This window comes from Pseudomonas sp. FSL R10-0056 (genome assembly GCF_009600105.1).
In the GTDB taxonomy this organism is placed as follows: Bacteria; Pseudomonadota; Gammaproteobacteria; order Pseudomonadales; family Pseudomonadaceae; genus Aquipseudomonas; species Aquipseudomonas bubulae.
On record NZ_WIWL01000112.1, the window covers coordinates 53,958 to 67,584 of the forward strand.

Below are 13,627 nucleotides of genomic sequence, written 5' to 3' on the forward strand. Positions count from 1 at the left end.
TGGAATGAGCCAACCCTATGAAGCCTGTTAAGTATCTACTGTTGTCACTGCTGGGCATGAGCCTGCACGTTTCTGCGCAAACCGTTGTTGATGATGCCTGGGTGCGCGCCACCGTGGCCGGTCAGCCTTCGACCGGTGCCTTTATGCACATTACTTCGAGCACCGACAGCAAGCTGGTTGAAGTCCGTTCTCCGGTAGCCAAGACCGTACAGATCCACGAATCGAAGATGCAAAACGACGTGATGAGCATGCAGCCAGTGACATCGGTAGCGCTACCGGCGGGCAAGGGCGTGGCCATCGAACCTGAGGGCTACCATGTGATGCTGATTGACCTGGTCAATCAGGTCAAAGCCGGTGACCAGGTACCTTTGACCCTTATTGTTGAAGACAGCAAAGGGGTCAAGGAACAGATTGAGGTGAAGGCCGAGGCGCGTGCACTCAATAGCATGCCGATGCACCACGATCATGGTTCGATGCACTGATTCGCAGTTAAACGCCGTAGCAGCAGCCTCGTTCCTTCGGCAGCTGCTACGGTTGGTTTACCTAAAACCGGCCCGTCAGCGGGTATTCGACCGCCAGGCGTATCTGGTCCGCATCCAGTTCGGCCTGTGCGGTATTGCCGCGATGGACATTATGTCGCAATGACATGATGGTGCCCTTGGCTGCACCGCTCTGCACCACATAGCGCGCTTCGAGATCCCGTTCCCAGTGCTTTCCGCCTTTGCCATAGCCCAGGTACGCATAGCCGCCCCGCGGATCCACATGGCTGCCGTCAATCTGGCTACCTCGCACATACGCTGCGCTGAACACCAGCCCCGGCATACCCCAGGGTGTCATCGCCAGGTCGTAACGCGCTTGCCATGATTGTTCGTTAGGTGCGTTGAAGTCAGATAGCTGGACCGCATTGGTCAGGAAAATCGCGCCCCGTGTCACATAATCAAATGGCGTGTTGCCATGCACTTTCTGATAGCCCACGCTGAAACTGTGCGGGCCCTGGGCATAGGTGCTCAGCAAACTCCAGGTGGTGTTATCGATATTGCCCGACAGCGCCTTGCCTTCATCGGTCGTGCGGTACAGGTTGAGGTTCAGCGACAGCGAGCGGTTTTCATCCAGCGCGTGGCTGAAGACGGCGCCCAGGTAATGCTGGTTCCAGGTGTCTTCGTAGCGCGAGGTGTAAAGGCTGGCGCTGAGGTTTTTGCTCGAGGTATACACCAGCCCGGCCAGGTCGAATGCATTGCCTTTGGGGCCATTGGAATAATTGACCACAAAGCCCTGATTGTGGCTGCTGGCATTGCGGTCGGTGCTTTCGGTGAAATGCCCACCGACCATTTTAAGGGCATTGAACTCGTTGCTGGTGAGGAACACCCCCGTGGCCGTTTCCGGCAGCAAGCGGCTGTCGGATGAGCTGAACACCGGGGTCTTGACCCGCTGCTCGCCCCAGGACAGCACCGTGTTTGACATACGCAGCTTGAGCGCCACGCCACCCCGGCCGTAGTTGTCCTTGGGGTAGCCGTCGTTGTCCAGCCCAAGCAGGCGGGCCTTGCCGGCGCGACCGCCGCCACTGTCCAGCTTGAGGCCCATATAGGCGTGGGCATCCACCCCGACACCGATCAGGCCCTGGGTAAAGCCTGATTGCAAGGTGCCCATCAAGCCGTAGGCCCACTCTTCGGCATAGCCATTGCGATCGGAGCGCGATTTATAGGCATTGCGTGCGCCGCTGTTGCTGGCTCCGTGGCGATACTCACGGCTGTCGTAGACCGTACGGTTGACCACACTCCAGGTGCTGTCTTCAATAAAGCCCTTGGCTTGCTCCTGGGCCGACTCCGCCACGGCCAGGGGGCTGGCGAGGGCGATCAGGATCGCGGAGCGCGTACCCACGGCACTCATTTCGCCACCTGCTGCTGTTGCAGTGCAGCAGTCAAACGGTCCAGTGCGCGTTTGGGTAACGTGGCGGGCAGCACCGGGGGCTCGGCAGAAGGTTCGCCCACCTGAATCAGCATGACCATGCCCATGGCCAGGTGCGGGGTGCATTGAATGCCGTAGAGGCCGGGCACGCTGAAGGTTTGCTCTACCTCCTGGTTGATCTTGCCCTTGAACGGTTGCGCACCTTCAGGCAGCAGTCCGGGCAGTGTGGCCGCATTGTGGCCGCTTTGTGTGGGGATGAACCTGACCGTGTCGCCGGGGGCGATCTGCAGGTAATCCGGTTCATAGACCATACCGGCCGTGGCACTGCGGGTGAGCATTTTCACTTCGTGGGTTTGTGCCAGTGCCGAAGTACAGAGCAGGGCAGTGGTCAGCAGCAGGGTAAGGGATGAAATACGCATGGGTGGCTCTCTTAAATAGTATTCAAACGCACATACGCAGGATCTGCGCGCCGTCAAAAGGGTCAGTCAGGTAATGCGCCTGTACCCCGAATGTGCTCTGCAGCCGTTGCGTGGTCAGGACTTCAAGGGGTTTACCAAGCGCCATCAAGCGGCCACGTTCAAGAATCGCCAGGCGATCACAGCTCAGGGCCTGATTGAGGTCGTGCATGGCGATCAGGGTGGTCACGGGCAGGGCATGTATGGTTTTTAATATGGCCAGCTGATGCTGGATATCCAGATGATTGGCGGGCTCATCCAGCAACAGGATTTGCGGGCGCTGGGCCAGGGCCCGGGCGATATGCACGCGTTGTCGCTCACCACCCGAGAGCCCGCGCCAGGTACGGTTGCGCAGATGCGTAGCATCCACATCGGCCAGTGCCTGCTCGACAATGGCCGTGTCCCCGGCTGACCACGGGCTTAGCGCCGACAGCCAGGGTGTACGGCCCAGCGCGACGGCATCAAAAACGCCAATGCTGTCGTGGGTGTCGGCATGCTGCTCGACCACCGCCAGGGTTTGCGCAATGTTGCGCTGGCTCATTTTGCGCAGCGCTTGCCCGTGCAGTAAAACCTGGCCCTGGCCGGGCACCCGCAGGTTGGCCAGCAGCTTGAGCAATGTGGACTTGCCGGAGCCGTTGGGCCCGACTATCCCCAGGGTTTCGCCGCGCTGCACACTGAGGGTGATGCCCTGCAACAGCTGGGCATCACCCACGCGGTAACTCAGGTTGCTACAACTCAGTACCGTCATCGTGCATGTCTCCGGCCGATCAGGATCAGCGCAAATACGGGCGCGCCCACCAGGGCAGTGACCACGCCGACGGGAATCACCTGGCCTTTTATCAAGGTGCGTGACAGCACATCGGCGGCAATCAGGAACAAGGCCCCGCCCAGGGCGCTGACGGGCAGCAGGCGGCCATGCCCGGTACCGGCCAGCAAGCGCACGGCGTGGGGAATGACCAGCCCGACAAAACCGATGGAGCCTACAATCGACACCATCACCGCCGTCACCAGCGCCGCACAACTGATCAGCAATAGCTGCACCCGGCGCACCGGGATACCCAATGAGGCCGCAGAGTCCGCACCAAAGGTGAATGCATCCAGCGCCCGTCGATGCCACAGGCACACCACCAGCCCCAGCACCGCTACAGGCACTGCCAGCCATACCGAAGGCCAGCGCACGCCACTGAGATTGCCCAGCAACCAGAACATGATCCCGCGAGCCTGCTCGGAACTGGCCGATTTGGTGATCAGGAAGGCAGTGATTGCGTTGAACAACTGAGAACCGGCAATGCCTGCCAGGATGATCTGGGCACTTACACCGGAGGGCCCGCTGGCCCGTGCCAGCAGAATAACCAGGGCAAAGGCGCAAATCGCCCCGGCAAAGGCCCCGGCCGACAGTGAAATGGCCCCGGCGCCCAGGCCAAGCACCGCGACCACAACGGCACCTGTGGACGCCCCGGCAGAAATGCCCAGCAGGTAGGGGTCGGCCAGCGGGTTGCGCAGCAAGGACTGCAATACCACGCCGCAGATGGCCAGCCCCGCACCGCAGGCTGCGGCCACCAGGGCTCGGGTCAGGCGATAGTTCCAGACAATGCCTTCGTCGATCGGGTCCAGTGCATGCCCGGCGCCCCACAGTTTGTTGGCCAGTACCTGCAGCACCACATCGGGTGCGATCGGAGTTTCACCGATAGCGACCCCGGCGAGTACAGCCAGCAGCAGTGCTATACAGGCGGCGAAGGCAGTGATCAACCGTGCAGTCATTTAGGCAGGTCGTGGCGGCTGATCGCAGTTGCGAGTGTTTCGATGCCGTCGAACAGGCGCAGGCTGGCCTGCATCCCGTGGGCATCGAGGACAATGATGCGGTTGTTTTTCACGGCATCCATATTGCGGGTTACCGGGTCGGTACGCAGGAATTCAAGTTTTTTCTCGACGTCATCCGCCGGGAAGCGTCGGCGATCCATGCGCGCGATGACCAAAAATGTCGGGTTGGCCTTGGCCAGGGTTTCCCAGCCGACAGTTGGCCATTCTTCATCGGACTCCACCACATTGCGCACGCCCAGGGTGTTGAGCATAAAGTCGGGGATACCCTTGCGCCCGGCAACATATGGGTCGATATCCATGTCCGCACTGGAGAACCAGAACAGCGCACTGGTGGCGCTCAGGTCCTTGCCCTTGAGCGAGGCAATGGATTTTTCCAGGCTCGCCTTGAGCTGGTTGTTCAGTTGTTCACCGCGCGCCTGCACATCGAAGATCTCTGCCAGCTGGCTGATGCTCTTGTAGACAGTGTCGATACTGAATGGCTGCATGCGCGTGCCGTCGGCGCCAACCAGGTTGTCTTTGCCCTCGCAGTCAGAAGGCATCAGGTAAGTCGGTATCTTCAGTTCGTGAAACTGCTCGCGGGTGCCCACCACACCCTGCGGCCCCACCATCCACTCCAGCTGCACGACCACCAGCTCCGGGCGTTTCCCAATGACGGCTTCAAAGCTCGGGTCATTGTCGGCCAGGCGCTCAACCTTGTCGTTCTGTGCCTTGTATTGCACGGGGACATCGTTGAACCACAAAGAAGTACCCACCAGCCTGTCACCAAGGCCCAGGGCATAGAGCATTTCGGTGCCGGCCTGGCCAATGGTTACCGCGCTTTTGGGGGCATGCTCAAACGTCAGCGGGGTGGCGCAGTTCTGCAGGGTCAGGGGGTATTGCGTGGGGGTCGCATGGGCCAGGGCCGGCAAGGCCAGCGTGACCATGAGCGTAACAACGCGGTGCAACAGCATGATGCAATCTCCATTTGATCGTACACGGGGCACAGGTGCACGGACGGGAATGCATCATCGGGTACTGCTGCAGCAACAGTACAAAGCAGGATGCCTCCCCGGACACCCCGCCGGTTAGTTTGTGGACTTTGCCGGCAGGTCTCCTGACTGATGGGTCATCGCTTGCTCCAGCCTTCCCGGGGGGTATCCCAGTGGCAATCTTGGAGCAGGCTCGTCATCTACAGTTGCGGGGGCAGTTCCGTTGGGTGCTGTAAAAGCACTGCGGATTCCCTTTTAACCCCCCGCTAGGGGGGACCGGCGGCGAGATGATAATCGATCCTGTTGGGCAAAGGGGGGCGCCGTCAGAATCAGAAATACTTGAGCCAGGTGATATCCCGCCGGCGGGCTTTTAAGCTGGCGAACCAGCGCACCGGCAAATACAACGAAATGGCCAGCAGCACGGCCGTTAACCACACCGCCCCGATACTGTCGAAACCGAAATAGTTGCCCTGATTCAAGCCAAACAGGGCAACACTGGCCAGGTACAGCACTTTGAGTGCATACAGATGCAACAGATAGAAAAACATCGGGGCTGCGCCAAACACGGCCAGGGTGCTGATCCACTTGCGCTGTTGTGCCCGCTCAAACGTCAGCAACAGCAACAGGCCCACACCCAGGGTCAAGGCGAGAAACAACAGCGAAGGCGGGTATTTAGTGATATTGAAAAAACTCATCACGCTGTGCATGGCGGAGTCATGGCTTGCCCAGGGGGCTTCGCCATAGCCATTGAACAAACGCAGCAGCATAAAGCCGAGCAGGGCGCCACTGCCCGCCAGCAACAGATAGCGCTGGCGCAGGGCTGGTGGGGTGGAGCGGGTGAACCAGGGGCCCAGGCAATAACCCAGAGCAATCACGCCGATCCACGGCAACACCGGATAGGACGTGCGCATGCGCAAGCTGTCGCCCACTTCAATCCAGCCGCGATCATGCAAAATCGCCCAGGGCACATGCATCATCGACCCCGCCGCAAAATGCAGGTTATCCAGCAGATTGTGCCCGGCGATGATTCCCAGGCCAAGTATCAGCAAAACCGGGCGTGGCAGCCACACCAGGGCGGCAAGCGCGATCATGCTGACGCCAATGGCCCAGATGACCTGCATGTAGATCACCGACGGCGGCAACTGGAAAGTCCAGGCGAAGTTGACCAGAGTGAACTCCAGCAGCACCAGAAACAGCCCGCGCTTGAACAGGAACGCCGAAACATCGCGTTTGCCCTGATACTTTTCGCCATACAGATACGCCGACAGGCCGGTCAGCAAGACAAATACCGGCGCACACAGATGGGCCAGGGTACGGCTGAAGAACAGTGCAGGGTCGGTGATCTCGATATTCATCGGGTCGGCTACTTGCCGGTGCAGGAAGAATGTCTCGCGCACGTGGTCCAGCAGCATAAAGAGGATAACCAGGCCCCGTAGGGCATCGATGGACAGCAGGCGCTGATTCAAGGGGGGAGTAGGGAGGGTCATTGAAGGGTCGCTGGCAAGGGAATGTTATAAAGTACCGATACTGTATAACATTCCCTGTTTCGCTGTCACCCCTTTGAGAAACACTCTCAAAGCTGGATATGTCTAGCGCAGCACTTTCACCCAGGCCATCAGCAATGCCGAAGACAGCACCCCGGCCGTCATAAAGATATACGCCGCCCCCGGATTGCCGGTAAGGCCGATCAGGTAGCCCACGATCCAGGAGCCGACAAAGGCCCCCAGGGCGCCACAGGCATTGATCAGGCCAATGGCTCCGCCGAACACGTTCGAAGGAATAATCTCCGGTATCAGTGCGAAAAAAGGCCCATAAGGTGCGTAAAGTGCAGCACCGGCAATAGTCAGCAAAGCAAACGACAACCAGAAATGTGAAGACCCGAGCAGGAACGAGCAGAAGAAGGCCAGCGCCCCCAAGGCCAGCAGCGGCCAGATGAAGGGTTTGCGCTGCTGGGTTTTGTCCGAAGCCCAGGACACAGCCAGCATCGTCGCTACCGCTGCGACATAAGGAACTGCGCTTAGCCAGCCAACTGTCACGATGTCCGCCGCCGCTGCCTGTTTGATAATGCTCGGCAGCCACATGATAAAACCGTACACGCCAATGCTCCACAGCGCATGCACACAGCACAACTGGATCACCACAGGGCTGGTAAACGCCTGACGGTAATTGCGCACTTGTTGCATGCCTTTCTGTTCATCAGCCAGGGTCGCCGCCAGTCGGGCTTTTTCCTGTGGCGTCAACCAGTTCACCTGTTCAGGCCTGTCTCGCGCCATGCGCCACCAGACGAAGGCCCAGAGCACCGCTGGCGCGCCTTCAATGATGAACATTTCGCGCCAGCCCCAGGCCTGGATCAGGTAGCCGGACAGTACCGACATCCACAATACGGTCACCGGGTTGCCCAGCACCAGGAAGGTATTGGCCCGCGAGCGCTCTTTGCGGGTGAACCAGTTGCTGATGAAAATCAGCATGGCCGGCATCACGGCCGCTTCGACAATGCCCAGGGAAACCCGAATAAACATCAGCATCGGGATATTGGTCACCAACCCCGTGGCCATGGCGCAAAAGCCCCACAGGATCAGGCTCCAGAACACCAGTTTGCGCACGCTGTACTTCTGCGCGTAGATCGCCCCCGGTACCTGGAAGAAAAAGTAACCGAGAAAAAACAGCGCACCGATCAGCGAGGACATGCCCTTGGTGATGCCCAGGTCCTGCTCGATGCCCGCCGCACTGGCAAAGCCGTAGTTGGCCCGGTCCAGGTAGGCCAGGCTGTAAGTAATGAATATCAGCGGGATCAGATACAGCCAGCGTTTGGTCGCGAAGCCCTGGGTCTTGACCTGCGCACTGCCGATCTCGCTCAAGGGCAGTGCTGGTTCTTTAAGCGTGCTCATGGGGTGTTCCTTGTTATTGTTTTTCAGGTGCGGGTCAAACAACGCTGGTCAGGCCCCCGTCCACAAACAGGGTTTGCCCGTTGATAAAGTCCGAAGCCGGCGAAGCCAGGAACACCGCGGCTCCGCACAGCTCATCAACCCGGCCCCAGCGGCCAGCCGGGGTGCGCTTGCACAGCCACTCGGAAAACTCCTGGTTATCGACCAAGGCGCGATTCATTTCGGTGGCAAAATAGCCCGGGGCCAGGCCATTGGCCTGGATGCCATGCCGTGCCCACTCGGCGCACATGCCTTTGGTGAGCATCTTCACTGCGCCTTTGGAGGCGGCATAAGGGGCGATGGTCGGGCGTGCCAGCTGGCTTTGCACCGAGCAGATATTGATGATCTTGCCGCGACCGCGGGCGATCATGTGCCGCGCAACAGCTTGGGAAACATGGAACACACCGTCCAGGTTGGTGCGCATCACGTCGTGCCAGTCGCTGGCGCTGAAGTCCTCCAGTGGCGCACGACGCTGGATGCCGGCGTTGTTGACCAGAATATCGATGGCCCCGACATCGCTCTCAAAGGTGTTGATCGCGGCTAGCAATTGCTCGCGGTCGGTCACATCGAAGGCCACGGATTCAGCCTTCAGCCCTTCGTCGCGCAGTTGAGCGGCCACGGCACGAGATTTATCGATATTGCGAGTGTTGATCACCACCGTTGCGCCAGCTGCGCCCAGGCCGCGGGCCAGTTCAAGCCCGATACCCTGGCCTGATCCGGTGATCAGGGCCCGACGCCCCTCAAGCTTGAAGCTGTTGATATTGAATGACATGCTGTTCTCCACAAATGGCCGTTTATTATTTTCAGCGGCCTTGTGGTTACTTCACCTCAAGCTATAAGTGCAGTCCAATCGTCATTGCTGATCTCGTGATCAATATTCTTGATTAAGATATTGGAACGTACTGCAGTGAGGGCTTGTCCATAAAGCCTGTACTCCCATACGTTGAGGTGAACATGCGCAGCTTGGTTTCTGCATCAATAATGGCCGGTCTTTTGTGCGCCATGCCTTACGCAGCACAGGCTGATGACGACAAACCCGGGGACTGCAAGCCGGGGCAGATACTGGCTGAGTCCATGGACCTGAGCAGTTGCTATGGCAACGGCGACAAGGCGCCTGATCAATTCATCCGGGACGCGGAGGCGATCAAGGACTGGCACGCCCGGGGCCTGCCAAAACCTGATGAACATGAACAGTGGGTGCAAATCAGCGGCCACTATGTGCTGGTCAATCGCGTCAATGCGGTGATCAAGGAGATCCGCACCAAAGACGCCAGAGTCCTGAGTAAATAACGGCTGGATCCCGGACCAGTCAGCTCCCACCGATTGCGCTGCTGGCAATCAGGGTGGGAGCGAGCTTGCTCGCGATGATGTCACGCCGATCAGCTTTAACCCGCAGCGCGGCCATGGGCTGCCGTGGCCAGTTGCCCGGTGTCGACCCGTACGAAAATCGAATCGCCCACCGCCGTCAGCACATCCCCGGCATAGACCTCGCATATAATCCGCGTTTTACGCCCCACGTCGCCTTCCACCCGGGCCCGCAAGGTCAGCGGCACGCCCATGGGCGTCGGTTTGATAAATTTGATTCCCAGGTTGCCCGTGACGCAATTGATCCGCGGCAGGCTGGCCGCATCGCGCTGCTCCATGCGGTAGTGATAAGCCATGGCCGTCCAGTTCGAATGGCAGTCCACCAGCATGGCGATCATGCCGCCGTATACCAGTTCGGGCCAACCGCAATATTTGGGGTCCGGCAGGTGTTCGGCGATCACATGCACACCGTCTGCGTGCCAGTAACTCTTGATATGCAAGCCGTGAGGGTTGTGGCTGCCGCAGCCATAACAGACTCCATCGGGGGCTGCGGTGTCTTGCAGAGAGGTCGTTAGCCGGGACATATCATATTCATCCTCAAGGACCCGCCGACTTGTCGTGGCGGGCAATGTTCACAGCCAGCCGGGCTGTTGGAAAAGGTCTAAACCGGCGTCCGATTGCTGAGCAAAATCTTGCCGCTGGCCTCGGCAATCTGCTCGCCGCTCTGGTTGCTGCAATAGCCGCTGAGTACCGCAATACCGCCATTGCTGCGGGGTTTGTCGAGGGTTTCGGTAATGGTCCATTCGACACTCAGGGTGTCGCCTGCAAACACCGGAGCGATAAACCGGCAGTTATGCTCAAGGTAGGCCACGGCGGTGCCGTAGAAGTACATGCCGATGGAAGCAGACATGAAGGCGCTGCTCATTGGCCCATGCAGGATCGGTCGACCGAAACGGCTGCTGGCACAAAATTGGGCATCGCTGTGCAACGGGTTGAAGTCACCAAACATGCCGCAGGCACGGCTGATGTGTGACGCATCGATGGTCAGCGACTGGCCAAACGTTTCGCCCCGGGTAATTTCGTCGAAAGCCTTTCCTAGAAAATTCATGCTTGCAGCTCCATCGCAGTACGTTGTTCTTCCAGTTCGCGCAGGGCCTTGCGAATGATTTTGCCCGTCGTGGTCATGGGCAGTTCGTCGAGGAATTCAATTTCACGGGGGTACTCATGGGCGGCCAGTTGTGCGCGAACATGCGCCTGCAGCTCGCGTATGGTGTTGTTGCTGGCGGCGTAGCCGTGGTTGAGGACGACAAACGCCTTGACCACCTCGGTACGAATCGGATCTTTCTTCCCGATAGCCGCCGCCATTTTCACCGCCGGATGCTTGATCAGGCAGTCTTCGATGGGGGTCGGTCCGATGCGATAGCCTGCGCTGGTGATGACGTCATCGTTGCGTCCAAGGAAGAAGATATAGCCATCCTCATCCATCGAGCCCTTGTCGCCCGTCACCAGCCAGCCGTTGAGGTATTTCTCGGCAGTGGCCTGGCTGTTTTCCCAATAGCGCAGCATCTGGCTGCCGTTGGGCGTGGCCACGGCAATATGCCCTGAACCACCTGTGGGCACGGGCACGCCATAGTCGTCGACGATGGCCACGTCAAACCCCTCGACCGCGCGGCCAATGGCATGGGGGCGGTAGATCCCCTGGCTGGCGCAGGAGGACACCACCAGATTGCATTCGGTCTGGCCATAAAATTCATTGATGCGCACGCCCAGCGCCTGGTCGCCCCAGGCCAACAGTTCATCACCCAGTGACTCGCCACCACTGGCAACCGACCGCAGCGCGAGATGCCAGCGCTGTTGCGGGTTTTCGACAGGGCGTAACAGCTTGAGGGCGGTGGGCGGGAAGAAGACATTTTTAATCTGCAATGCTTCAATCAGGGCAAATACGTCTTCAGGTACAAACTTGTCAGCGCGGTGGGCCACCACCGGCACGCCGTGATACCAGGCAGGTAGCAGCACATCGAGCAACCCGCCAATCCATGCCCAGTCTGCCGGGGTCCACATCCGGTCACCGGGCTGGGGGAAGTCGTCGTGTGAATTGCGCACGCCGGGCAAATGCCCGAGCAACACGCGATGGGCATGCAAAGCGCCTTTAGGATGGCCGGTGGTGCCGGAGGTGTAGATGATCAGTGCCGGATCCTCGGCCGCCGTATCGAGGGTCTCGAACTGGTCACTGTGGCACTGCAGTTGCTCATGGTAATCAAGCACGTCATTACGATGCGCGGGTGCATCGATAACGTAGCACAGATGTAAGTGGGCAAGGCCGGCACGAATTCCGTCGATCTTCTGCAGGCCGCTGGCGTCGGTGATCAGCGCACGCATTGAACAGTTCGAAGCGCGATGTTCGATGGCGTCCGCACCGAACAGCTTGAACAGCGGAACCGCAATGGCGCCCAGCTTGTACAGCGCGATATGGGCGGTGCCGGCCTCCAGGCCTTGAGGGAGCATGATCCCGACCCTGTCACCTGCGTTGATACCTTGTGCGCGCAAACTGTTGGCCAGGCGGTTGGCCTGTTGTTGCAAGGCCAAAAAGCTGTGGTATTGAACCGTGCCATCGGCATTTTTCTGGATGATCGCAATGCGTTCGGGGTCGTCAGCCCAGCGGTCACAGCAAGCCCGGGCAATATTGAAACGCTGCGAAGCATCCCGTTGCGGGTCGCTGGGAGAGAGAGGTGCCGTGTTCATGGTCGAGTCCTTGTTGTTATGCGCCATGGTCAGAAGCTGCCGAACGTTGAACCCAGCACCATGACCACCAGCAAGGCGGTCATGGGCACAACGGTCGTCATCATGAAAATTTGCGGGTAGGACTGGCGGTGCGTAAGGTTACAAATTGCCAGTAAGGTGATCACCGCGCCCGAGTGGGGCAGGGTGTCCAGGCCGCCGGCAGCAATGGTAGCGACCCGGTGAAACAGGTCGGGGCTGATGCCCGCGGCTTCGATCATGCGCAGATAGTCCGCGCCCAGGGTGCGGAAGGCGATGCTCAGGCCTCCGGACGAGGAGCCGGTAATGCCTGCCAGCACGTTCATGCTGAGCACGGCCGAAATCAGCGGATGCTCCGGCGATACATTGAGGATGGTGTCCTTGATCAGCGCAAATCCGGCCATACCGGCGATCACCGCGCCATAGGCCACTTCCGAAGCTGTGTTGAAGATCGGCAGCAGGGCGCCGATGGTGCCCTTGTTGAGGGTGACCGTCAGGTTGTCCCAGCGGCGCCAGTTGAGCAGGATCACAAATACGATTGCGCACATCAGGGCCAACAGCACGGACCACAGCCCTATGACGCTCACCGGGTCGATATTGCCAAAGCGCTCTTCACGCAAAACGCTGAGGTCCAGGGCAGGCAGGATCCAGTAGCTGAACGCCGCGTTCAGGCCGATCACCACGATTATCGGCAGCAGGGCTACGAGCAGTCCGGGTTTTTTTATGCTGGCATTCGACGCAATTTCGTCGTCATGGGGGCCGTAGCCTTCACCCTTGGCCATGGCCTTGCGGGCTCGCGATTGCAGCATCCAGCTGCCCATCCACAGCATGACGATCGACGCGATGATGCCCAGGCCCGGGGCGGCGAAGGTGGTGGTGCCCAGATAAGCCGTGGGAATCGAGTTCTGTATCGACGGTGCGCCAGGCAGCGCGGTCATGGTGAAGGTAAAGGCCCCCAGCGCGATGGCCGCTGGCATATAGCGTTTTGGCGTGCCGGACTCACGAAAAATTGCCGCCCCGATCGGGTATACGGCAAAGGCCACCACAAACAGCGATACGCCACCGTAGGTCAACAGCGCACAGGCCAGCACTACGGTGAGAATTGCATGGCGATGGCCGAGTTTGCGCATAAACCAGTCAGCGATGGTATGCGCTGCTCCGGAGTCGGCGACCAGCTTGCCGAACAGGGCACCGAGTATGAACAGGGGGAAAAACTTGATCACATAGAGCCCCAGCTCCTTCATGAACAGCTGGGTAAAGGTGGGCATGATATCTGCGGCTGCCCCGCTGAGAAGAACGGCCAGCGCGGCCATCAACGGCGCCAGGATCAAAACCGTCACGCCCCGGTAGGCGAAAAACATCAACAACAGAAGGGATATCAGTATCGCCATCGTGCTCATGGGTGGCTCTCTTATAATTATTGTTTTGGCTTGTTTTTGTGCTTACGTTTACGTTTGCGTCAACCTAGAGCACGTATGCGACCCTGTCAACC

At 59.3% G+C, this 13,627-nt stretch carries 14 protein-coding genes and 1 riboswitch; of the genes, 2 read left to right on the top strand and 12 right to left on the bottom strand.

Translation table 11 applies throughout. From position 1 onward, the window contains the following. Positions 1-17 precede the first annotated feature (17 nt). Positions 18-482 (top strand): copper chaperone PCu(A)C, encoded by a 465-nt coding sequence (locus GHO42_RS05735; RefSeq protein WP_095026266.1) that lies wholly within the window; start codon positions 18-20, stop codon positions 480-482. 61 nt (positions 483-543) lie between these two features. On the opposite strand, the gene GHO42_RS05740 is transcribed toward GHO42_RS05735, so the two are convergent. The 8 genes from GHO42_RS05740 to GHO42_RS05775 all read right to left on the bottom strand — a co-directional run bounded on the left by GHO42_RS05740 (position 544) and on the right by GHO42_RS05775 (position 8,845). After that, positions 544-1,887, bottom strand: a complete 1,344-nt coding sequence (locus tag GHO42_RS05740; protein WP_130871492.1) for an OprD family porin — start codon at positions 1,885-1,887, stop codon at positions 544-546. Then, positions 1,884-2,324 (bottom strand): pseudoazurin, encoded by a 441-nt coding sequence (locus GHO42_RS05745; RefSeq protein ID WP_095000247.1) that lies wholly within the window; start codon positions 2,322-2,324, stop codon positions 1,884-1,886. The genes GHO42_RS05740 and GHO42_RS05745 overlap by 4 nt, the downstream gene beginning before the upstream one ends. Before the next feature lie 22 nt (positions 2,325-2,346). Next, a complete protein-coding gene (locus GHO42_RS05750) occupies positions 2,347-3,108 on the bottom strand; it encodes an ABC transporter ATP-binding protein (protein WP_133144610.1) in 762 nt (253 codons plus the stop codon). Next, positions 3,105-4,121, bottom strand: coding sequence for an iron ABC transporter permease (locus GHO42_RS05755; protein ID WP_133144611.1), 1,017 nt, complete (start codon positions 4,119-4,121; stop codon positions 3,105-3,107). The genes GHO42_RS05750 and GHO42_RS05755 overlap by 4 nt, the downstream gene beginning before the upstream one ends. Continuing rightward, a complete protein-coding gene (locus GHO42_RS05760; protein ID WP_095000244.1) occupies positions 4,118-5,131 on the bottom strand; it encodes an ABC transporter substrate-binding protein in 1,014 nt (337 codons plus the stop codon). The genes GHO42_RS05755 and GHO42_RS05760 overlap by 4 nt, the downstream gene beginning before the upstream one ends. 115 nt (positions 5,132-5,246) lie before the next feature. Further along, positions 5,247-5,445: riboswitch (cobalamin riboswitch) on the bottom strand. 33 nt (positions 5,446-5,478) lie between these two features. Continuing rightward, positions 5,479-6,636 carry a DUF1624 domain-containing protein gene (locus GHO42_RS05765; protein ID WP_095019176.1) on the bottom strand — a complete coding sequence of 386 codons (1,158 nt, stop codon included), beginning with the start codon at positions 6,634-6,636 and terminating at the stop codon, positions 5,479-5,481. Between the two features lie 102 nt (positions 6,637-6,738). Beyond that, complete coding sequence (locus GHO42_RS05770; RefSeq protein ID WP_095019175.1) at positions 6,739-8,037, bottom strand: MFS transporter; 1,299 nt, start codon at positions 8,035-8,037, stop codon at positions 6,739-6,741. 34 nt (positions 8,038-8,071) lie between these two features. Further along, positions 8,072-8,845 carry an SDR family NAD(P)-dependent oxidoreductase gene (locus tag GHO42_RS05775; RefSeq protein ID WP_095000241.1) on the bottom strand — a complete coding sequence of 258 codons (774 nt, stop codon included), beginning with the start codon at positions 8,843-8,845 and terminating at the stop codon, positions 8,072-8,074. 182 nt (positions 8,846-9,027) lie between these two features. Between GHO42_RS05775 and GHO42_RS05780 the strand changes: the two genes are divergently transcribed. Then, the gene (locus tag GHO42_RS05780) at positions 9,028-9,363 is read left to right on the top strand and encodes an RcnB family protein (RefSeq protein ID WP_133144612.1); all 336 of its coding nucleotides are present in this window, start codon (positions 9,028-9,030) and stop codon (positions 9,361-9,363) included. Between the two features lie 95 nt (positions 9,364-9,458). Here GHO42_RS05780 and GHO42_RS05785 read toward each other — a convergent pair whose 3' ends face one another. From GHO42_RS05785 to GHO42_RS05800, 4 genes are all read right to left on the bottom strand, one after another. Next, entirely contained in the window at positions 9,459-9,962 is a 504-nt protein-coding gene (locus tag GHO42_RS05785) for a PaaI family thioesterase (protein WP_095000239.1), read from the bottom strand. A gap of 77 nt (positions 9,963-10,039) precedes the next feature. Next, the gene (locus tag GHO42_RS05790; RefSeq protein WP_133144613.1) at positions 10,040-10,486 is read right to left on the bottom strand and encodes a MaoC/PaaZ C-terminal domain-containing protein; all 447 of its coding nucleotides are present in this window, start codon (positions 10,484-10,486) and stop codon (positions 10,040-10,042) included. Next, positions 10,483-12,120: an AMP-binding protein gene (locus GHO42_RS05795; RefSeq protein ID WP_133144614.1), complete on the bottom strand. Its 1,638-nt coding sequence runs from the start codon at positions 12,118-12,120 to the stop codon at positions 10,483-10,485. Before GHO42_RS05795 ends, GHO42_RS05790 begins: the two co-directional genes overlap by 4 nt. Positions 12,121-12,149: 29 nt before the next feature. Further along, a complete protein-coding gene (locus tag GHO42_RS05800; protein ID WP_095000237.1) occupies positions 12,150-13,535 on the bottom strand; it encodes a GntP family permease in 1,386 nt (461 codons plus the stop codon). Positions 13,536-13,627 lie beyond the last annotated feature (92 nt).